This is a genomic window from Agrobacterium sp. 22-3639C2, from assembly GCF_053522105.1.
On sequence record NZ_JBNWDB010000001.1, the window covers coordinates 1,333,961 to 1,354,632 of the forward strand.

Sequence of the window (20,672 nt, forward strand, 5' to 3'; positions counted from 1 at the left end):
TCGCGTGTCTACCTTCAAACCCCGCAAGCGCAGGCTTGCGGGGTTTTCTTTTTGCTCTCAACCGCCCTGCGCCAAAGACCGGCGCCGCGACGGCAGGGTCATGGCCAGCACCCCGGCAATCACGCAGACAAGACCCACCCACATGGCAGGCGTCGGCACTTCTCCAAGAAACACCATGCCAATGGCGACACCTATCGGAACCCGCAGATACGCCTGCGACGTGGTACCGACCGAACCGAGCGTCTGCATCAGCCGGAAATAGACCATGAAGGCGAGCGCGGTTGAAAAGACGCTGAGGCACACAAGTGCGGTGAGCGACGCCGGAGATGGCGACAATGTCCAGGGCCGGTCAACGATCACGCTCACCGGCAGCAGAAGCACGGCGCCGCAGATCAGCGAGCCGGCGGCAGGCATAACGGGATCGAGACCCCTGAAGTTTTTGCTGAAGATGGCGGCACAGGCGTAGGAAAAGGCCGCAGTCAGCACGGCAATCTGGCTCCACAGCGCCTCACCCGCCCCGTTTAACGCATCCAGACCGATGATGAGACAGACACCTGTCATGCCCGCAACAGTGCCGAACAGCTTGCGCCCGCTGACCTGCTCATGCCGGATGATCAGCGCAGTGAGAAGAAAGGTGAAGATCGGCGTCGTCGCATTGAGGATGACGGCGAGACCGGCATCGATGCTCTGCTCCGCCCACGCGATCAGCGTGAAAGGCAATACGCTGTTGATGCAGGCCTGAACGAAGAAGAGCCGCCATGTGGCGAAATCCCGCGGCAACCGCAGCCCGCGCAGGCGAATGACCGCCAGCAGCAACAGACCGGCAATCAGGGTTCTTGCGGCAATGAAGGTCAGCGGTGGTATGGTTTCCACCCCGATCTTGATGAAAGTGTAGGATGCGGCCCACAGAGTGGACAACAGGGCAAGCAGCAGCAATTCGCGGGCGATAGGGTTTTGACTGGTCACGGATCAATTTTCCAACTGCGTTCAGGATGAACCGTTCCTAACCCGAAAACAAGCATCTATGCTTCGGTGACGGCCGAAGTTTCCACCGCTTCAAAAGCATGAAGCCCCGCACGGTACCAGCCATGCGGGGCTTCAATGACAGACCGGTGATTGCAGCGGCCGATCAGGCCCGGCGTTCATCCACCGAGAAAGCGCCCGGACCGGCAAACACGAGGTAAAGGAAGATGAAGCAGAACAGGATCGCGGCGTCGCCCCCATTGAGAGCGGGGAAGAAGCTCTTAGGCCCGTGCGCAATGAAATAGGCAACAGCCATCTGGCCGGACAGGATGAAGGCAACCGGACGCGTGAAAAGGCCGACCAGCACGAGAATGCCGCCAACGGCTTCCAGAAGCGCCGCCACCAGCAGCATCGTCGGCAGGGAGCCGTCCATCTGTGATGCCGGGAAACCGAACAGCTTCTGCGTTCCATGCGAAATGAAAAGCAGCGCCGTCATGATGCGCAGCGCCCCGAGTGCCTGCGGGCGGTAGCGGGAGAGATTGTCGAAAATTGCCATGTTCATGTGTCCCCGTTGAAGTGGTGCGACGCTCGATACAGCGCAATCATGCCTTTATGGATACACGTCTCGAACACCGAAAATCACATTTCCGATATAGCAGAACTCCCTTAAATACATAAAGGAAGTCATTCTACACATGGTTGATTTTCCACCATAAAACTGCGCCCATGTGGAAAAAATCAACCCAAGGATACAGGCATTTTTTCGAGTGGCAAAGGCGGAAAAATCCGCCTCTACGTCAGGCCTGAAGCACCACGACCCTGGAGCCAACCGGCACGCGGCTGTAAAGATCGATGATGTCGTGGTTCAGCATCCGGATACAGCCGCTTGACATGGCGTGGCCGATGGATTGCGGCTGGTTGGTGCCGTGCAGACGGAACATGGTGTCGTTGCCGCCGCGATAGAGGTAGAGCGCCCGTGCGCCGAGCGGATTGTTAGGCCCCCCCTCCATGCCGCCGGCGTATTTCAGATTGCGCGGATCACGGCGCATCATGTTTGCGGTCGGCGTCCAGGAAGGCCATTCCGACTTCCGGCCGATATAGGCGTCGCCCTTCAGCGCAAGCCCCTGGCGACCGACGCCGACGCCGTAACGCATTGCCCGTCCATCGCCAAGTACGTAGTAAAGACGCCGCGCGGGCGTATCCACAATCACCGTTCCAGCCGGATGCGCGGTATCGTATGCCACTTCCTGCCGGCGCAGCTCGGGCTTCACCTTTTCGAGATGCATTTCCGGAAGCGGAAACTTCTCGTCCGGCTTCGCCGCATAATTAAGCCTTTGCTGCCCGATGCCGGAACTTGCGCAGCCGGCCAGCAACAGCGGCAATCCGAACAGAACACCACGACGTGAAATAGACATGTAACCCCCGCCAAATCTCTAGATTAACGAGAGGTATAATTTTATGGTTAACAAATCTCTAATATGAGGTTGTAGGAATTAATGTGCCTCAACCGGCGCTGCGGGCCGGCGGTTGGCCAGATACACCCCCGTTACCGCCAGGACCGTGCCGGCAATCATGGCAGGCGTCAGCGTTTCCCCGAAAAGCAGGGCCGCTTCCACGGCGGCAAGCGGCGGCACGAGATAGATCAGCGAGGCAGCGCGCGAGACCTGCCCGCGCCGGATGAGATAGAGCAGCAGGGCCACCGCACCGATGGAGATCGCGCCTACCGACCAGACGAGCGTGGCGGCAAGCCCGAGGCTCCAGTCCACATGACCATCCTCCAGCAACAGCGCGAAGGGAACGGTGACGATGAGGGCGCCGACATATTGCAGCGTGGCGACCGCCATGATGTTTCCGCCATGGACGTATTTCTTCTGGTAGAGGGTGCCATAGGTCACGGACGTCATGCCCAGCACATTCACCGCCACGGCATAAAGCGGCACGGAAAGGCCGAGCGCGCCTGACGCCATGACCTTCGGCAGCACGGCGATGGCAATGCCGACAAAGCCGAGAAGCAAGCCGGCACGCTGCACCGGAGAGATCTTTTCGCCGATCATGTAACGGGCGGCAACCGCCGTCATCAACGGCTGCAAACCGGCAATAATGCCGCCGATCGCCGCCGGCACGCCCTGCCCTATCGCCCACCAGATCATGCCAAGGTAAAGGCCGTGCAGGAACACGCCGGACAAGATTGCCCGGAAAACATCGATGCGCCGTTCAGGCCATTGAATGGAGGAAAACCGGCAGATCGCCCACAATATCGCACCCGCCAACAGGTAACGCAGACAGAGGAAGGTCAGCGGACCAGTATAATAAACGGCATATTTCGCGGTGACCCAGCCGGTCGACCAGAGAAAGACGAAGATGGCCGGAGCCAGACGGTCGAGCGACATGGGAATTCCCCTGTGCCGCGTGATGCCCCGCAACCGGACATGGGCCCGGGACATAAGGCATGCGGCGAATTGACATTTTTACGACTTGAAGCAACCGGTGAACTACCCGGCCGGATCTCGGCGCGCACCCCTTGGCGAAACACAGCCGTCCAAGCTAGCCGGTATCCCCATCCCCGCAAAAGGTCAAAAGTGTTTTGGTGATCGCATCTTTCAGATTTTCTGATGCCACACCCAAAACCCATCAACCGAAAGCGAACGAACAAAATTTGTGCATTCGCCCACGGCGCACACAGTGCCACCACCCCGTTCCACCCCACCTTGCCCTGCAACCAATTTGCCAATGCCGCATTTATAGGCTGAAAGCGAAAAAACGCTTCTTTTTTAAAACTCTAGGGCGGTAAAAAATCTTCACGGAGGCCTCCGCATAGTTCTTGCATTGCATTTGTCGTTGTATTCATATGGCAAAAAAGGGGACATCGAAGTTGGCATTTGACGAAATGATAAATGCGGACAACGCGCCGCGAAGCCCATATGAAAACTATAACGAGTGGTACAGCCGGCAGGACAGGGCACACCTGATCCAGAAGTCTAAAGACGCGGAAAACATCTTTCGAAAAACCGGCATTACTTTCGCAGTCTACGGCCACGCCGACAGTTCAGAAAAACTGATCCCCTTCGATATCATTCCGCGCATCATTTCCGGGCGCGAGTGGCGCAAACTGGCCCAGGGTATCGAACAGCGCGTTCTCGCTCTCAACGCTTTCCTCGACGATATCTACCACAAGCAGGAAATCATTCGCGCCGGGCGCATTCCCCGCGAAATCATTGAGAAGAACGTCGCATTCCTACCGGAAATGATCGGTTTCACGCCACCCGGCGGCGTTTATACCCACATTGTCGGCACGGATATCGTCCGCACCGGCGAAGACCAGTTCTATGTTCTGGAAGACAACGCACGCACGCCTTCAGGTGTCAGCTACATGCTGGAAAACCGTGAAACGATGATGCAGATGTTCCCGGAACTCTTCCATGAAAACCGGGTGCAGCGGGTGGAGGATTATCCCTATCAGCTGCGCCAATCGCTCGCCTCGCTTGCACCCCCCGGCTGCACCGGCAAGCCGCGCGTCGCGGTGCTGACCCCCGGCATCTACAATTCCGCCTATTACGAACATTCCTTCCTGGCCGACATGATGGGCGTGGAGCTGGTGGAAGGGTCCGACCTGCGCGTCATGGACGGCAAGGTCAAGATGCGCACTACCCGTGGCTACGAGGCCATCGACGTGCTTTACCGTCGCGTCGACGACGATTTCCTTGATCCGCTCACCTTCCGGCCGGATTCGGCGCTCGGCGTACCCGGCATCATGGATGTCTACCGCGCCGGCAACATCACCATCGCCAATGCGCCGGGCACCGGCATTTCCGACGACAAGGCAATCTATTCCTACATGCCTGAGATCGTCGAGTTCTACACCGGCCGCAAGCCGCTTCTGGAAAACGTGCCGACATGGCGCTGTTCGGAGCCGGACAGCCTGAAATACGTTCTCGACAACCTTGCCGAACTGGTTGTCAAGGAAGTTCACGGTTCGGGCGGTTACGGCATGCTGGTCGGCCCCACCGCGTCGAAAAAGGAACGGGCGCTTTTTGCCGAAAAGCTGAAAGCCCGCCCCTCCAATTACATCGCGCAGCCCACGCTGTCGCTTTCCACCGTGCCGATCATGGTGAAAAACGGCATCGCGCCGCGCCATGTCGATCTGCGTCCTTATGTGCTGGTTTCAGACAAGGTGAAGATCATTCCCGGCGGACTGACCCGTGTTGCCCTCAAGCAGGGCTCGCTGGTGGTCAATTCCAGCCAGGGCGGCGGCACCAAGGATACATGGGTACTGGAGGACTAAGCCATGCTGGGCAGAACGGCAAACGGGCTCTACTGGATGTTCCGGTATATTGAGCGCGCTGAAAACATCGCCCGGCTTATCGATGCTGGCCTGCGCGTTTCCCTGACGCGCAGCGGCAGCGGCGATGAGGACTGGGACGGCGTGTTGCAGAGTGCCGGCGTGCACGAAGCCTTTCTCGAAACGCGCGAGAAAGTGACGGCGGCCAATGCGATCGATTATCTCCTGCGGGACAAGGCAAACCCTTCGAGCGTCATGTCCTGCATCGAGGCAGGCCGCAACAATGCCCGCATGGTGCGCACCGCGCTGACGCGCGAGACATGGGAAGCCACCAACGAATTCTGGATCGAGCTGAAGAACATCCTCGGCCGCAAGCTCAGCCATGCCGAACTGCCGCAGACCATCGATGTCATCAAGCATCGCGCCGGTCTGGTGCGCGGCGCCTTCCACGGCTCGATGCTGCGCAACGATCTCTATAATTTCTCCCGCATCGGCACCTTCATCGAGCGCGCCGACAACACCGCCCGCATTCTCGACGTAAAATATTACGTGCTGCTGCCGGCCGTGGCGCATGTCGGCTCCTCGCTGGACAATGCCCAATGGGAATCCATCCTCCGCTCCGTCTCGGCGCACCGCTCCTATGGCTGGGTCTACGATGCGGAATACAAGCCCGCCAACATCGCCGACTTCCTCATTCTCAACGGCCGCATGCCGCGCTCGCTCGCCTATTGCTATGAGAAGATCACCAGCAACCTCAATTACATAGCTGAGGATTACGGTGAAAAGCACAAGGCGCATGAAACGGCGGAGAGCATTCGCGACAGTCTGCGCAAGACAACGATCGATCGCGTCATGGATGAAGGCCTGCACGAGTTTCTGGAGAGATTTGTCAACCGGAACGGGCAGCTGGGGCAGGAAATCATGGAAGGCTACCGCTTTTATCTGTAAGCGCGTGGACGGGGACAGCTTATGCGTCTGAAAATCACCCATACGACCGAATATGTCTATGACGAGCCGATGCCCTATGCATTGCAGCGGCTGCGCCTGACGCCACAGACCGGCCCGTGCCAGACGGTGGAGGACTGGGATGTATCGGTCGACGGCGCCACCGTCGAAGTGAGCTATGACGACCATTTCGGCAACCGTGTCGCACTGGTCGAGACCGAAGGCCCGCAACGCAGGGTCAAGGTCGTGGCTGGTGGCCTCGTCATAACCGAAGACAGGGCCGGCATGGTCGGCCCCCATACCGGCAGTGCGCCGCTATGGCTCTTCCTGCGCGAGACGCCGCTGACGAAGCCCGGCAAACTCGTGCGCGAACTGGCGAAGGCCAGCACCGGCAACAGCGAGCTCGAGCGCCTGCACGACCTGATGGAGAAGATCAACAGCAAGGTAGAATATGTGCCGGGTTCGACCGACACGGAAACCACCGCCGAACTCGCACTCGAAGCCGGCAAGGGCGTCTGCCAGGACCATGCCCATATCCTCATTTCCGCCGCCCGGCTGATGGGCCTGCCCGCCCGCTATGTTTCCGGTTATCTGATGATGGAAGACGTGGCGGAGCAGACGGCAACCCATGCCTGGGCCGAGGTGCATCTGCAGGGCCTCGGCTGGGTTGGCTTTGACGCCGCCAACAATATCTGCCCTGACGATCGCTACGTGCGCATTGCCCTTGGCCTCTGCTACCGCGACTGCGCGCCGATATCGGGCATGCGGATCGGCCCGGCCGGCGAAACGCTGAACGTTTCGGTGACCGTGCAGCAATCGCAGAGCCAATCGCAAAGCTGAGACAATGGCCGGCAGAGACGACGAAACGATCGGCTTTTATACGGATAATGCCGGAGCCTATACGTCGAGAGGGCAGACGCCGGACCTTCCCCATCTGGAAAAATTCCTGACGCGCCTGCCCAAAGGCGCGACCATCCTCGAACTGGGGTGCGGTGGCGGGCAGGACAGTGAATTCATGCTCGCTGCAGGCTTCGACGTGCGCCCGACGGACGGCACACCCGAAATCGCCAAGGCGGCCGAAACGCGGCTCGGCATTCCCGTCGCAACATTGCTGTTCGAAGATATCTGCGACGTGGAGACTTATGACGGCGTGTGGGCAAATGCCTGCCTGTTGCATGTCCCCCGCCCCGCTCTTTCCGGCATCATCCGCCGCATCCATACGGCGCTGAAACAGGGCGGCGTTTTTTACGCCAGCTTCAAGGCCGGAGAAGCGGAAGGCCGCGACACGTTCGGCCGCTATTACAACTATCCTTCGAAAACCTGGCTTGAGGACCTGTACGGGCATTTCGCCTGGGCAGGGGTGGAAATAGAAGCACGGCACGGCAGCGGTTACGACAAGCTGCCAACCGACTGGCTGCATGTGACGGCAACGAAACCCTGATCCGCTTTCAACAACCTGTGGGTTGCGAAAGCCCGCCGTGACCGGTTAAATCGCCGCAGCAACCGATCAGGGAGAGGGCTTTTTGTACAGTATTTCCGACTATCGCGACTGCCAGTCCCATGGACCCATCATTGCGGAACGGGTCTGGACGGCATGGTGGCAGGATAGTGGCCTCCAGGTCGGCGATGTGGCTGAACATCTGAAGGACATGGTGAACCCCCATGCCCTGCCAACCGGCTTCGTCGCCCATGACGACAAGGGTTACGTCGGCTCCGCCTTTCTTATCCATTGCGATCTGGAGGAGCGGCCACAATATCTACCATGGGTTGCCGCACTCTGGGTGGAGGAAAACAGCAGACGCTCAGGTGTCGCCCGGGCGCTGATGCAGGCCGCAACACAACGGGCCGCCGAACTTGGTCACGACATCAGCTACCTGTGCTGCCAGCGCCGTCTCGAAACCTATTATACGAACTGCGGCTGGACCGTTCTGGAACGTGGTGTTGGCAAGCACGACCTGACGGTGCTGACCTACAGCACGAAAACATAGACTGTCCGCTATATCCGTTGCCGGACATCAGGGAGGAACCATGAAACCGCCAACCGCCCTTATGGAAACGGCGATCTACGCCAACGATCTCGACGCCGCCGAGGCCTTTTATCGCGATGTCTTCGGGCTGGAGGTGGTGCGCAGGCTGCCGGGCCAGTTCGTGTTCTTCAAATGTGGCCGCCAGATGCTGCTGGTCTTCGATCCGCAACAATCGCGCACGGCCACCCCCGACAATCCGATCCCGCGCCACGGCGCCACCGGACAAGGCCATTTCTGTTTTTATGCGAAAGACAAGTCGGAAGTGGACGACTGGAAAGCCCGCTTCGAGGAGCTTGGAATTCCCATCGAACACTATCACCGCTGGCCGAATGACAGCTATTCCGTCTACATCCGCGACCCGGCCGGCAATTCCGTGGAGGTGGGCGAAGGCAGGCTGTGGGGGTTCGAGTAAGCCCCAGATACCCGGAAGAACACTATGAAGAACATTTTTGTCGTCACGCACACCCAGTCCGTCCATCATGTCGAGAACAAGGTTGGTGGCTGGTATGATACCGAACTGACACCCAAGGGAAAAGCCGATGCGCAGGCGACGGCCGAGAAACTTGTGGCCTTGATCGGCAACGCATCAGTCGAAATCTTCAGTTCCGATCTTCTGCGGGCCTCCCAGACTGCGGCAATCATTGCTGAACACCTCAAGTCCCCTTTTGAAACCACGGATGGCCTGCGGGAAATCAGCTACGGTTCGGCGGGTGGTATACCGCAGCAATGGCTCGACGCCCGTCAGATACCGGCCCCCCATCACGACCGGATGGATCATCGTGGCGGAATTGCTGATGGCGAAACGAGACGAGAGTTGGCCGAAAGAGTGTACCGCGCCGTGGACACGATTATATCGCGTCCTTGCCCCACGCAGATCATCGTTACCCATGGCTTCGCTCTTACCTTCGTCATCGCGGCATGGATCAAAATGCCGATCGACAGCGTCGGTTATGTCAGCTTTCCGGCGTCTTCCGGCAGCATTACGCACCTAAGACAAGACGATTACTGGCAAAACCGCGGCGTTATCGCTTTGGCGGATGTGTCCCACCTGAAGACAAGCCGGGGATGACGTCGAGAGGGGGACGCTGAGCGACCCCCTCCCTCAACCGTTTAACGTGCAGCCCCGGTAGATCAGATCTGCCGAACCGTGATTTCTTCTTCCGCATTAACCGCAAGCGGGTTCCTCAGCGGCAGGCCGAAACCAGCGGCCTCGATCTCGAACACGTCACCCGCTTCCGGCTTGATGCCCTCCGCAAAAGAGAGCGTCGCGGTGCCGAACATGTGCACATGGACGTCACCAGGTGCGCGGAACAGGCCGTATTTGAAGTGGTGATATTCGAGGTTCGCGAAAGTGTGGGACATGTTGTCCTCACCCGAAACAAACGGCTTTTCGAAAATGACCTTGTCGCCACGACGGATGCGCGAGGTGCCGCGAATATCCGACGGCGCAACGCCGACGCGGATTTCCGGGCCGAAGCTTGCCGGGCGCAACTTCGAATGGGCGAGGTAGAGATAGTTGATCCGCTCGGTGACGTGATCGGAAAATTCGTTCGACACGGCAAAGCCGATGCGCACGGGTTCGCCCTTGTCGGAGATCACGTAGATGCCGGCCATTTCCGGCTCTTCGCCGCCATCAAGCGCGAAGGACGGAGAGGTGAGAGCAGCACCGGGTGCCGCTGCGACATAGCCGTTGCCCTTGTAGAACCACTCGGGTTGAACGCCCTTTTCGCCAGCCTTCGGCTTGCCATTTTCCAGACCCATGCGGAACATCTTCATGGAATCCGTCAGGCTTTCCTCGGCGGCTTCCGTGGTCTTCTTGTGCATGCTGTCGCGGGTAGCGGCAGAGCCGAGATGGGTCAGGCCTGTGCCTGTCAGATGCAGATGCGCCGGATCGGGATGGGTGATCGGCGGCAGAAAGCGACCTTCAGCGTAAGCCTTTTCAAGATCGACGGCATCGCCGAGACCATGGGCGGACACAACATCGGCAAGGCTCTTGCCACCATTGGCAGCTTCCATGGCGAGCGCGTAAACCGATTGAGCGCCGTTGACGGCGTGCGCCTGTCCGCCTTCTTCGCGAACGGCGACGGTTATTTTGCCACTGGCATCCTTGATCTGTGAAATGAGCACGGGATTTCCTTCCTGCGGCGCAACGCGCCTTATCTTCTTCGGCGCGCTGCGCCTTCACCTTATGAAAGTGGCCGGAAACCGGCCACTTTTTTGACTTGCTATATTGGCTGGGCAATCAGCCCTTGTTCTTGTTGTAGACGTCGAAGAATACGGCAGCGAGCAGCACGAGGCCCTTGACCATCTGCTGGAAGTCGATGCCGAGGCCGACGATCGACATGCCGTTGTTCATGACGCCCATGATGAAGGCACCGATAACAGCACCGGTGATCTTGCCAACGCCGCCGGAGGCCGAAGCACCGCCAATGAAGCAGGCCGCGATCACATCAAGCTCGAAGCCAACGCCTGCCTTCGGCGTTGCCGAGTTGAGGCGTGTCGCGATGATCATGCCGGCCAGACCGGCCAGTACACCCATGTTGACGAAGGTTAGGAAGCTCAGGCGTTCGGTGTTGATACCGGAAAGCTTGGTCGCCTTCTCGTTGCCGCCCATGGCGTAAACGCGGCGGCCAATGGTCGTGCGGCGCGTCACGAAGCTGTAAAGCGCAATCAGAACCAGCATCACGATCAGGACGTTCGGCAGGCCACGATAGGTGGACAGCTGGTAGCCAAGGAACAGAATAGCGCCTGAGATGAGCAGGTTCTGCACAATGAAGAAACCGAACGGCTCCACGTCAATGCCGTGCTTCACGTTCACCACGCGACGGCGCCACGCCAGATAGAACAGCACGACCGTAATCACCAATGTCAGGATCATCGACGTCGTGTTCAGACCTTCGATGCCACCGATATCAGGCAGGAAGCCGGTGCTGATGATCTGGAAATCCGTCGGGAACGGGCCGATGTTCTTGCCGCCGAGCACAAAAAGCGTGAGGCCGCGGAACACAAGCATACCCGCCAGCGTCACGATGAAGGACGGGATGCGATGATAGGCGATCCAGTAACCCTGGGCAGCACCGATGATGCCGCCGATGACAAGACAAATCAGCGCCGCGAGAAACGGGTTCATGCCCCACTGCACGGTCAATATGGCCGCAATCGCGCCGACGAAGGCGACGATGGAACCGACCGAAAGGTCGATATGTCCGGCAACGATGACCAGCAGCATGCCAAGCGCCATGATGACGATGAACGAGTTCTGCAGGATGAGGTTGGTCAGGTTAACGGGCCGGAACAGAATGCCGCCGGTATAGAACTGGAAGAAAACCATGATAGCGACGAGCGCGATCAGCATGCCGTATTCGCGGATATTGGAGCGAATATACGACCCGACCGAGATGACGTTGCTTTCTTCGTTTGTGGTGTTTGCCGAACTCATGAGTTCTTCTCCCCTGAGCGCATGATAGCGCGCATGATGCTTTCCTGGCTCGCCTCTCCCTTCGGCAATTCAGCGACGATGCGGCCTTCGTTCATGACGTAGATGCGGTCGCAATTGCCGAGCAATTCAGGCATTTCCGATGAGATCATCAGAACGCCTTTGCCGTCGGCAGCGAGCTGGTTGATGATGGTGTAGATTTCGTATTTCGCGCCAACGTCGATACCGCGTGTCGGCTCGTCGAGGATCAGGACATCAGGATTGGAGAAGAGCCACTTGGAAAGCACGACCTTCTGCTGGTTGCCGCCCGAAAGATTGACCGTTTCCTGAAAGATGCCTGAAGAGCGGATGCGAAGGCGTGTGCGGAAATCGCTCGCCACCTTCATTTCCTTGATGTCGTCGATGACGCTGGCCTTCGACACGCCGGCCAGATTGGCAAGCGTGGTGTTGTGCAGAATGTTGTCGTTGAGCACCAGACCGAGATGTTTGCGGTCTTCGGTCACATAGGCAAGACCGGCATCGATTGCCTTGCGAACGGTGCTGACATCCACGGGCTTGCCGTCGATCAGAACGTCGCCGGTGATCTTGTGACCGTAGGACTTGCCGAACACGCTCATGGCGAATTCCGTGCGCCCTGCCCCCATCAGCCCGGCAATGCCGACGACTTCGCCCTTGCGCACGGTGACGTTGATGTCGTGCAGGACCTTCCGGTCGCGGTGCTGCTGGTGATAGGCGTTCCAGTTCTTCACTTCGAGAATGGTCTCGCCGATCGGCACGTCGCGCGGCGGATAACGATCTTCTAGATCGCGTCCCACCATGTTGCGGATGATGACGTCCTCGCTGATTTCTTCCTGATGACAGTCGAGCGTCTTCACCGTCATGCCGTCGCGCAGCACGGTGATCTGGTCGGCCACCTTCCGCACTTCGTTGAGCTTGTGGGTGATGATGATCGACGTCATGCCCTGCTTGCGGAACTCGATCAAAAGGTTGAGCAGAGCCTCGGAATCGCTCTCGTTGAGCGAGGCGGTCGGCTCATCAAGGATGAGAAGCTTCACGCTCTTCGACAACGCCTTGGCGATTTCGACCAGCTGCTGCTTGCCGACGCCGATATCCGTAATCAGCGTCTCCGGCGATTCCTTCAGGCCCACCTTCTTCAGAAGTTCGCGGGTACGGTTGAAGGTCTGCTGCCAGTTGATCACGCCGCCCGAAGCGACCTCGTTGCCAAGGAAAATATTTTCGGCAATCGACAGGAGCGGCACAAGCGCAAGCTCCTGGTGAATGATGATGATACCAATATCTTCGCTGTCGTTGATGGCGCGAAAATTTCGCACAGCACCTTCATAGTGGATCTCGCCCTCATAGGTACCAGCGGGATAAACACCGGAAAGGACCTTCATCAAGGTCGACTTTCCAGCGCCGTTCTCGCCAACGAGCGCGTGGATCTCACCTTCCTTTACCTTAAGGTTGACGTTCTCAAGCGCTTTTACGCCCGGAAACGTCTTGGTGATGTTCCGCATTTCGAGAATGGTATTGGCCATATCGCAATCCAGCGCCCGATTAATTCAGGCGTTTTTATTTTTATGGAAAAACGGGGACGGCGCCAAGCCATCCCCGCATGTGTTGCAGGCTTATTTCAGCTGATCTGCGGTGTAGTAACCACCGTCGACGAGAACCTGCTTGTAGTTGTCTTTGGTCACGGCAACCGGCTTGAGCAGGTAGGACGGAACAACCTTGACGCCATTTTCATAGGTCTTGGTGTCGTTCACCTCAGGCTCTTTGCCCTGCAGAACGGCGTTGACCATGCCAACAGTAACCTTCGCGAGTTCGCGAGTGTCCTTGAAGATGGTCGAATACTGTTCGCCAGCAATGATCGACTTGACCGACGGAACTTCAGCGTCCTGACCGGAAACGACCGGCAGCGGCTGGTCCTTCGTGCCATAACCAACGCCCTTCAGCGAGGAGATGATGCCGATGGACAGACCGTCATAGGGCGACAGAACAGCGTCAACCTTCGCGTCCGTGTAATAAGCCGACAGGAGGTTATCCATGCGAGCCTGGGCCGTTGCCGGATCCCAACGCAGCGTACCGACCTTGTCCATGCCCATCTGGCCCGACTTTACGACCAGCTTGCCGCTGTCGATGTAAGGCTTCAGAACCGACATCGCGCCATCGTAGAAGAAGAAGGCGTTGTTGTCGTCAGGAGAACCGCCGAACAGCTCGATGTTGAACGGGCCCTTGCCGTCCTTCAGGCCAAGCTTGTCGACGATCGAAGTTGCCTGCAGAACGCCAACCTGGAAGTTGTCGAAAGTGGCGTAGTAGCTGACGTCGCCGCTGTTGCGGATGAGACGGTCATAAGCGATGACCTTGATGCCCTGCTGACCAGCCTGCTTCAGAACGTCCGACAGGGTCGTGCCGTCGATCGAAGCAATCACGAGGACCTTAACGCCCTTGGTGACCATGTTTTCGATCTGGGAAAGCTGATTCGGAATATCGTCGTCGGCGTATTGCAGATCGGTCGTGTAACCGGCTTCCTGCAGCTGCTTGACGATATTGTTGCCGTCATCGATCCAGCGCGCGGAAGACTTTGTCGGCATGGCGATACCGACAGAACCCTTGTCCTGCGCGAAAGCCGGCGCTGCAAAGGAAGCAGCACCGATGGCACAAGCCGCCATCAGCGAAATAATGGACTTCATTAACTCTCTCCCTTGAACCCTCTTTGGTACCCGCTTGTTGCGTTGCACCATAAAATTCATGCCATCAGAGGAAGAAGCCGCATTGCGCCCGTTCCGATCTCGCAACTGCGAAATGGAACAGATGCCGCTCCTCCCCGGCATTCCGCAAATTGTTCTGAATCCATATAACTGTCAAATAGAATAAATCAGTTTACGTATATCAATTATGATATATTAAATCGATACAATAACCATTGAGGGGTATAAACCGGCGAATGAGCAACCAAAAAGTGTATGAGCAGACGCAAACAGCGGATGCGCTCTTCGTCTTCGAAGACAACCCTTTGCTGCGCGCCGGCTTGAAGATGAGCCACCTGCGCATGCTGGTCATGATCGAGGAGCACGGGCAGGTCAGCGCTGCCGCCGCCGCCATGAACATGACGCAGCCGGCGGCATCGCGCATGCTCTCGGAAATGGAAGCAATCGTCAAAAGCCCGCTCTGTCAGAGAGCGTCGCGTGGTGTGGTGCTGACCAAGTTCGGCGAGGCGCTGGCGCGGCGCGCCCGCACCATATTGCTGGAGCTGCGTGAGGCGAGCCGCGAACTCAACCAGATGAAATCCGGCAGCGGCGGATCGGTTTATATCGGCGCCGTCACCGCACCGGCCATCAGCCTGGTCGTGCCCGCCATAAGACGGGCGATGGACACCTATCCCGGTATCGAGATCAACGTGCAGGTGGAAAGTAGCAACGTGCTGGCGCGGGAACTTCTGGCCGCACGTCACGATTTCATCATCGGCCGCATCCCCGATGATTTCGACCCCGGCCTGTTCTCCATCCATGAAATTGGCATCGAGCGCGCCTGCCTGGTGGTTCGCGAGGGCCACCCCCTGCTCCACGGCGAACCCGTGACATTGCAGGATCTGTCCGGTTACGACTGGGTCTTCCAGCCGCCCGGCGCGCTTTTGCGCAGAACGATGGAAGACGTGTTCCTCACTCACGGCGTCGCCATGCCGCGCAACGTCATCAACACGCCATCCGTGGTGCTGACGCTTGCCCTTATCTGCAACACGGATGCAATTGCGCCAATCGCGCAGGACATGGCCGAGTTCGTGGCCGGCCAGCAGGCCGATATCGGCCGCACCCGCATCCTGCCGACGGATTTCGAGCTTGTCGTCAAGCCCTACAGCATCATCACCACCAAAGGCCGCGTTTTGCCGCCCAGCGCCCGGCTTCTCTACGATCTGGTTCTGGATGAAAGCCGCAAACTGACGGGCTTTTGAGGAAGGCAAGCCAGACGCCAACTTCATTGTATATAGAGGCCGGATTTATCGGGACTTGCCCAGGGAATAGCCGCATGCTTTTCGGACAATCCGTCTTCGAGTCGGTCGTTGAAAGACTGAGACAGGAAAAAGAAGACGAAAGCGCGGAGCCGACGCCGCCCGCCGGTCATCGTATTGTGGGTTTCAGTTCTGGCTTCGTCGTGGATACCTATCCGGATGCACCGCAACCGGGAAACGCCAGTCTCGACGCCTATCTGGCCTTTCTGCCGGAGCCCGTTGCGCTTGCCGAGCCCCAGCCGGAACCCCAACCCGAACCTATGCCGGCCCATCTCGAAAAGACCTCGCTCGCGGATGTTTCAGCAGAACTGGCCATCCATGAAACCGACACCGCCGCAACTCTTGCGGAAAAGCGCCGCGCCTTCGCAAGGCTCAATCATCCCGACGGAGTGAGACCGGAATTCCGGCACAATGCGACGCTGCGCATGACAGCGGCAAATCTCCTGATTGACCAGGCGATACGGATGCTGCGAACTCGTGAACATTTCCAATAGAGGCAGGTAGCGGTTTTACACCAGGAAAGCTCGCCTCAGCCGGCGTCGTTTCTATCCGTGGGTGCGCTTTCCACTGGCTCGTCTGAATCGTCCCTGGCCGCGTCAGCCTTGCCTCCAGCGTTCTCCTCGCTGGCGGGCTTGAACTTCAGCAACAACTCATAGGCCGCATAGACCGCCACGCCGCCGACAACCGTTCCCCAGAAAAATTCGCGATTGACGAATTCGATGACGGACCAGGCGGCGCAAAAGCCGACGATGAGCAATCTGACCCACAAGCGGCGATAAAGCGGATGGCTCGTGTCGATAATCAGCATGGCGTTCCCGTTTCGGGCCTCTCCAGAACATTGCGCAGTTGCGGCATGACGCGCGCGAAAGGCGTTGGCACGTCCAAGGCGTCTTGGCCGTTTCGCAGGAAAATTGCAACGCAAATCGACCCGCTAACAATCAGACCCTTGTGAAAGGGAGAGGCAGGGGGATTGCCGACCGGCTTGACCGATACCGCTCAGTCCCGCAGGCGTCCAAGCAGGGCCAGCAGCTGGTCACGGGCTTTTTTGCCGCCGATCCGGTCGATCAGCTTTTCCTCGCGGTCACGCCATGCATCGGAAAGGCGCTCAAGAAGGCTGCTGCCCTCATCCGTCATGTCGAGGAAATGAACGCGCCTGTCCTCTTCCGACCTGCGGCGGACAAGCAATCCCTTGCTTTCCATGCTATCGACGATCGCGACGAAATTGGCACGCTGTATGCCAAGTGCCTCGGCCACATCGCTCTGCTTGAGGCCCGGATTGCCGCCGACTATGACGAGAACGGAAAAATCGGCCGGCCGCAATCCCATCTCCGCCAGCACGTCGGAAAAGCCGTTTGCCACGGCAAGTTGCGAGTGCCTCAAATGATAACCGATCGCGGTCGTCAACAATCCATAGTCGATAGCGTTTAAATGTTCCGCCTGCGTGCCGCCGCTTTCGGCCTTTTCCGCCCGTGGCCCGTTGCTATGTGCCAATTGCAAAGCCATCCGATCCCCCGCCTGATTCGTTCCTTAACCCTGCCGGAATGATAACCGACAACAGGACTAAACTGTATCCCAAATAAATGTAGATGATACTAATATTGTATAATAATTTGACAGTTAATACCCATTGCGACAACCCCTGTCTCGTAATCACCATCGGGCGCAAAAGAAAAGTATGATTATTTACCCACCGATTTTTAGGGTCAAAAACCATCTCCCCCGCCTTGTTTGAAAGGCAATACGACAATCAACCCGCCTGTGTACAAAAGTGCCAGGACAGCCGCTGGATGCGGACGTAAAATACTACTTAAAAGGGAAACGCCTTATCAGGAAGAAACGCAATACCGCAAACAACATACCGCCCTGCTATCGCAAACATGCAGACAGCAGCCCTCGCAGCAACCCAGGCTCTCCCCCACACCGGAAAACAGGCCCCATTTCGTAAATCTTTGATTTTTAGACATTGATGCGGAAAGAAAGCTGGGGTATGAACCAACCGCTGCACGCGATTCAAGCGTGACCGCTGCACCCGTAGCTCAGCTGGATAGAGTGTTGGATTCCGATTCCAAAGGTCACAGGTTCGAATCCTGTCGGGTGCGCCATTTTATTGCAGAGTACGGAATAAAGAACGACCTCGAAAACACTGAGCCGAATATAACGGACGCTCAGCGTTAGAAAATGTTGAGTTCGTAAGCATGTAATTGGGAAGCTCGGCCCATCGTAACGACTTCAACCTGTTACGTGTAAAACTCTCCCGTTCGCGTCGAAATTCACCCAATGCTTCCAATAGTACTGTAGAACTTTGGCGGCCCCAAAAACGGGGCGTAACACCATGTTGAATCTCTTATATAACTAGAACATTTAAAGAACAAACGAGAGTGCACGAGATATGTCAGACGCTGAAAAGATTATTGTAGTGCAGTTCAAAAAGGGACGCGGGGGCATTGTGCCGGGCGAAATGCGGCAGGCTTCCAATGCGGCGTCCGCCGAAAAGATAGCGAGCGCCATGGCATCGCGCCACATCGGCGTTGCGGCTTATGCTGTTACCGTCGACGAGGAAAGCGGCAGCATGACAAACCCGCGCCTGCTGGTCTCACATGGGCAGATTTCCGATTTGATGCCAGACTGATTTACCGACGCGGCGGCACGCGCCTCCTTCAGCCATGCCGCGCAAGCAATCGGACCCTGCGCGGCATGTTTTTAAATCACGGCCCGGATGTCAGGCCCGCAAGCCTTGCGTCATCTCCGGGCGTGGATCGGCATGATGCCAATCGTATGGCGATCAAAACTCCTGCCAGTCGTCCTTTGACGTATCGACAGCAGCGTTACCGGAGAATGCGGATGCAATCTTGCGGCCAAGCGCGCGTACGGGGGATGCCACGTATCTGTCGTTGCCGCCGGCATTGCGAACCGGAGCGGGCTGGCTCTTCTGCTGATAGGCGGTATCGGCGAGCTTGAACTGCGCGAGAAGCTGGTTGAGCGAAGCGACCTCCTTGGCCAGATTGTGGCTGGCAGCGTTGGTCTCTTCCACCATCGCCGCATTTTTCTGCGTGTCCTGGTCCATCTGGTTGACCGCGGTATTGATCTGCTGGAGGCCGGAGGATTGCTCCTGCGCGGATTCCACGATGGAGACGACGTGCCGGTTGATTTCCTGCACTTCCGATACGATCGTCGCCAGCGCCTTGCCGGTGTCGCCCACCAGCTGAACGCCCTGCTGCACCTGATCGTTCGAGGTGGTGATCAGCGCCTTGATTTCCTTGGCCGCATTGGCGGAGCGTTGCGCCAGCTCGCGCACTTCCTGCGCGACAACGGCAAAGCCCTTGCCCGCCTCGCCCGCACGCGCAGCTTCCACGCCGGCATTAAGCGCCAGAAGGTTGGTCTGGAAGGCGATTTCGTCGATCACGCCGATGATGTTGCTGATCTCGTTGGCGGATTTGGAGATCTGCTCCATGGCGACCACGGCGCGGCGTACCACTTCGCCGGATTGTTCGGCACCTGCCTTGGCGCGGCTGACGATCAGGCCGGCCTCCTGCGCTCGCTTGGTGGAATCCTTCACTGTCGTGGTGATCTCTTCCAGAGCGGCAGCGGTTTCTTCCACGGCTGCTGCCTGCTGTTCGGTACGCTTGGCCAGATCGTCGGCGGCCGATTTGATCTCGTTTGCGCCCGCGCCGATGCCACCGGCATTCTGCGCAACCCGGGTCAATGCCGATTGCAGCTTTTCGGCGGACATGTTGAAGTCGTTACGAACGCCGTCGAGTGTCGCCGTGAACGGCTGGCCGATGCGGTAGGACACATCGCCATCCGAAAGCTTCGAAAGACCGGTTGCAAGATTGTCGACGGCAAATTTGACGTCGGCAGCTTCCTTGGCCTTCTGCTGCTCGCGCGCGATGCGTTCCTTTTCCGAAAGGCTGCGATTGGCTTCGGTTTCCTGTTCGAGACGAATGCGCTCGATCGCACTCTCGCGGAACACCTGAACGGCAATCGCCATCTGGCCGACTTCGTCCTTGCGGTCCATGCCATCGATCTCGGCTGCCGTATCGCCGCCTGCCAGCGACACCATACGCTCCCGCAGGCGGGCGATCGGCGTTGTGATGCCACGCGAGGCCACGAACAGCGCGAGAATGATGCCGGCTGCAAAGCTGATGCCAACCACAACAAGCGAGGTCAGGATCGTGGAATTCGTCTGGTCACTCAGATCGTCGCTGCCTGTCGCAACACCCTTGGCAAGCTTGTCCAGCAATGCCGTTATGATGGCTGACGTTCGTTGGATGGAGACGTCTGCGTGGGCGAGTTGCACGGCGGATTCCGCATTTCTGTTCGCCATTCCAAACTCGACAGCCTTGTCGGTAATTTGCGCGATGGACTGGGATTGCGCGATCAAGGTATCGACAGCAGCGCTCTCTTCCGGAAACACTGTCTTGACATTGCCCAGCCGCTCCAGAAGCTCGCGTTTGCTGTCAATATAAGCCTGCTTGGCAACGTTGATTTCCGCAGCATTCGCATCGTAAGCCATGACCTGATAGGCGCCATATGCCAGGGCGACGAGATTACGGTTTGCCCGCGCAAGCTCCACCAGCGCAGCATTATCGCTGGCGATGAATTCGGAATAAAGCGTGTCGGCTTCCTTGTAACGCGTTGCCATGAACGCGGTGGCCCCGAGACCGACGATGCAGAGTGGCAAAATGAGTGACAGGATTTTGGTGCGGATACGGGCATTTTGAAGAAAGGACACGGGAAGCTCCTGAAATGGATGCCGCTCCTTTCCCGTGCCGGAGGTGTTCGGCAAAAATGACATTGCACGTCTAAAGCCTTGATCATCAAGGCCCCATCAGCCGGATCATCGGCCCTTGTCGCAAACTGCATCATGCATCTGGCCCGCAGGGGGATGCCTGCCCTGAAATTTATGCAAGCACCTGTTCCGGGAATCCGGCGGCTACGCGACAGACGGAAAAGACTGGCCGCAACAGGAAGAAGATCAAGGGACAGTACTTTATAATATTCTTTTATTTACTT

The 20,672-nt window shown here is 57.9% G+C and carries 21 protein-coding genes and 1 tRNA gene; 11 read left to right on the top strand and 11 right to left on the bottom strand.

Features of this window, described 5'->3' with window-relative positions:
- Positions 1-57 precede the first annotated feature (57 nt).
- From ACQZ6D_RS06690 to ACQZ6D_RS06705, 4 genes are all read right to left on the bottom strand, one after another.
- Positions 58-966 carry a DMT family transporter gene (locus ACQZ6D_RS06690; protein ID WP_013636669.1) on the bottom strand — a complete coding sequence of 303 codons (909 nt, stop codon included), beginning with the start codon at positions 964-966 and terminating at the stop codon, positions 58-60.
- Positions 967-1,129: 163 nt separating this feature from the next.
- Positions 1,130-1,519 carry a DoxX family protein gene (locus tag ACQZ6D_RS06695; protein WP_025594242.1) on the bottom strand — a complete coding sequence of 130 codons (390 nt, stop codon included), beginning with the start codon at positions 1,517-1,519 and terminating at the stop codon, positions 1,130-1,132.
- Between the two features lie 241 nt (positions 1,520-1,760).
- Positions 1,761-2,378, bottom strand: a complete 618-nt coding sequence (locus ACQZ6D_RS06700) for a L,D-transpeptidase (RefSeq protein WP_065687112.1) — start codon at positions 2,376-2,378, stop codon at positions 1,761-1,763.
- Between the two features lie 78 nt (positions 2,379-2,456).
- Positions 2,457-3,353, bottom strand: coding sequence for a DMT family transporter (locus ACQZ6D_RS06705; RefSeq protein ID WP_065687111.1), 897 nt, complete (start codon positions 3,351-3,353; stop codon positions 2,457-2,459).
- 482 nt (positions 3,354-3,835) lie between these two features.
- Here ACQZ6D_RS06705 and ACQZ6D_RS06710 point away from each other — a divergent pair, with 482 nt between their 5' ends.
- From ACQZ6D_RS06710 to ACQZ6D_RS06740, 7 genes are all read left to right on the top strand, one after another.
- Complete coding sequence (locus tag ACQZ6D_RS06710) at positions 3,836-5,245, top strand: circularly permuted type 2 ATP-grasp protein (RefSeq protein WP_003513699.1); 1,410 nt, start codon at positions 3,836-3,838, stop codon at positions 5,243-5,245.
- Between the two features lie 3 nt (positions 5,246-5,248).
- A complete protein-coding gene (locus tag ACQZ6D_RS06715) occupies positions 5,249-6,190 on the top strand; it encodes an alpha-E domain-containing protein (protein ID WP_003513700.1) in 942 nt (313 codons plus the stop codon).
- 21 nt (positions 6,191-6,211) lie between these two features.
- A complete protein-coding gene (locus ACQZ6D_RS06720; protein WP_003513702.1) occupies positions 6,212-7,027 on the top strand; it encodes a transglutaminase family protein in 816 nt (271 codons plus the stop codon).
- 4 nt (positions 7,028-7,031) lie between these two features.
- Positions 7,032-7,628, top strand: coding sequence for a class I SAM-dependent methyltransferase (locus tag ACQZ6D_RS06725; RefSeq protein ID WP_065702271.1), 597 nt, complete (start codon positions 7,032-7,034; stop codon positions 7,626-7,628).
- 82 nt (positions 7,629-7,710) lie between these two features.
- Positions 7,711-8,175, top strand: coding sequence for a GNAT family N-acetyltransferase (locus ACQZ6D_RS06730; protein WP_065702270.1), 465 nt, complete (start codon positions 7,711-7,713; stop codon positions 8,173-8,175).
- 40 nt (positions 8,176-8,215) lie between these two features.
- Positions 8,216-8,626: a VOC family protein gene (locus tag ACQZ6D_RS06735; RefSeq protein WP_065702269.1), complete on the top strand. Its 411-nt coding sequence runs from the start codon at positions 8,216-8,218 to the stop codon at positions 8,624-8,626.
- A 24-nt stretch (positions 8,627-8,650) separates the two neighbouring features.
- Complete coding sequence (locus ACQZ6D_RS06740; protein ID WP_065702268.1) at positions 8,651-9,283, top strand: histidine phosphatase family protein; 633 nt, start codon at positions 8,651-8,653, stop codon at positions 9,281-9,283.
- Positions 9,284-9,345: 62 nt separating this feature from the next.
- On the opposite strand, the gene araD1 is transcribed toward ACQZ6D_RS06740, so the two are convergent.
- The 4 genes from araD1 to chvE all read right to left on the bottom strand — a co-directional run bounded on the left by araD1 (position 9,346) and on the right by chvE (position 14,343).
- Complete coding sequence (gene araD1, locus ACQZ6D_RS06745) at positions 9,346-10,341, bottom strand: 2-keto-3-deoxy-L-arabinonate dehydratase AraD1 (protein WP_013636674.1); 996 nt, start codon at positions 10,339-10,341, stop codon at positions 9,346-9,348.
- A 115-nt stretch (positions 10,342-10,456) separates the two neighbouring features.
- Entirely contained in the window at positions 10,457-11,653 is a 1,197-nt protein-coding gene (gene gguB / locus ACQZ6D_RS06750; RefSeq protein ID WP_003513714.1) for a sugar ABC transporter permease GguB, read from the bottom strand.
- Positions 11,650-13,188: a sugar ABC transporter ATP-binding protein GguA gene (gene gguA, locus ACQZ6D_RS06755; protein ID WP_003513716.1), complete on the bottom strand. Its 1,539-nt coding sequence runs from the start codon at positions 13,186-13,188 to the stop codon at positions 11,650-11,652. Before gguA ends, gguB begins: the two co-directional genes overlap by 4 nt.
- 90 nt (positions 13,189-13,278) lie before the next feature.
- Complete coding sequence (gene chvE / locus ACQZ6D_RS06760; protein ID WP_003513717.1) at positions 13,279-14,343, bottom strand: sugar ABC transporter substrate-binding protein ChvE; 1,065 nt, start codon at positions 14,341-14,343, stop codon at positions 13,279-13,281.
- A gap of 254 nt (positions 14,344-14,597) precedes the next feature.
- Between chvE and ACQZ6D_RS06765 the strand changes: the two genes are divergently transcribed.
- A complete protein-coding gene (locus ACQZ6D_RS06765) occupies positions 14,598-15,602 on the top strand; it encodes a LysR family transcriptional regulator (protein WP_003513718.1) in 1,005 nt (334 codons plus the stop codon).
- A 74-nt stretch (positions 15,603-15,676) separates the two neighbouring features.
- A complete protein-coding gene (locus ACQZ6D_RS06770; protein ID WP_019565144.1) occupies positions 15,677-16,153 on the top strand; it encodes a hypothetical protein in 477 nt (158 codons plus the stop codon).
- A 35-nt stretch (positions 16,154-16,188) separates the two neighbouring features.
- Here the strand turns inward: ACQZ6D_RS06770 and ACQZ6D_RS06775 are convergent, their stop codons facing one another.
- Positions 16,189-16,467: a hypothetical protein gene (locus ACQZ6D_RS06775; RefSeq protein WP_019565143.1), complete on the bottom strand. Its 279-nt coding sequence runs from the start codon at positions 16,465-16,467 to the stop codon at positions 16,189-16,191.
- Between the two features lie 188 nt (positions 16,468-16,655).
- Entirely contained in the window at positions 16,656-17,162 is a 507-nt protein-coding gene (locus ACQZ6D_RS06780; protein ID WP_003513721.1) for a MarR family winged helix-turn-helix transcriptional regulator, read from the bottom strand.
- 522 nt (positions 17,163-17,684) lie between these two features.
- Here ACQZ6D_RS06780 and ACQZ6D_RS06785 point away from each other — a divergent pair.
- A tRNA-Arg gene (locus ACQZ6D_RS06785) sits at positions 17,685-17,761 on the top strand.
- A 287-nt stretch (positions 17,762-18,048) separates the two neighbouring features.
- On the top strand, positions 18,049-18,288 hold the full coding sequence (locus ACQZ6D_RS06790; protein WP_025594288.1) for a hypothetical protein: 240 nt from the start codon (positions 18,049-18,051) through the stop codon (positions 18,286-18,288).
- Between the two features lie 153 nt (positions 18,289-18,441).
- On the opposite strand, the gene ACQZ6D_RS06795 is transcribed toward ACQZ6D_RS06790, so the two are convergent.
- Positions 18,442-20,391, bottom strand: a complete 1,950-nt coding sequence (locus ACQZ6D_RS06795; protein ID WP_448729738.1) for a methyl-accepting chemotaxis protein — start codon at positions 20,389-20,391, stop codon at positions 18,442-18,444.
- Between the last annotated feature and the right edge of the window lie 281 nt (positions 20,392-20,672).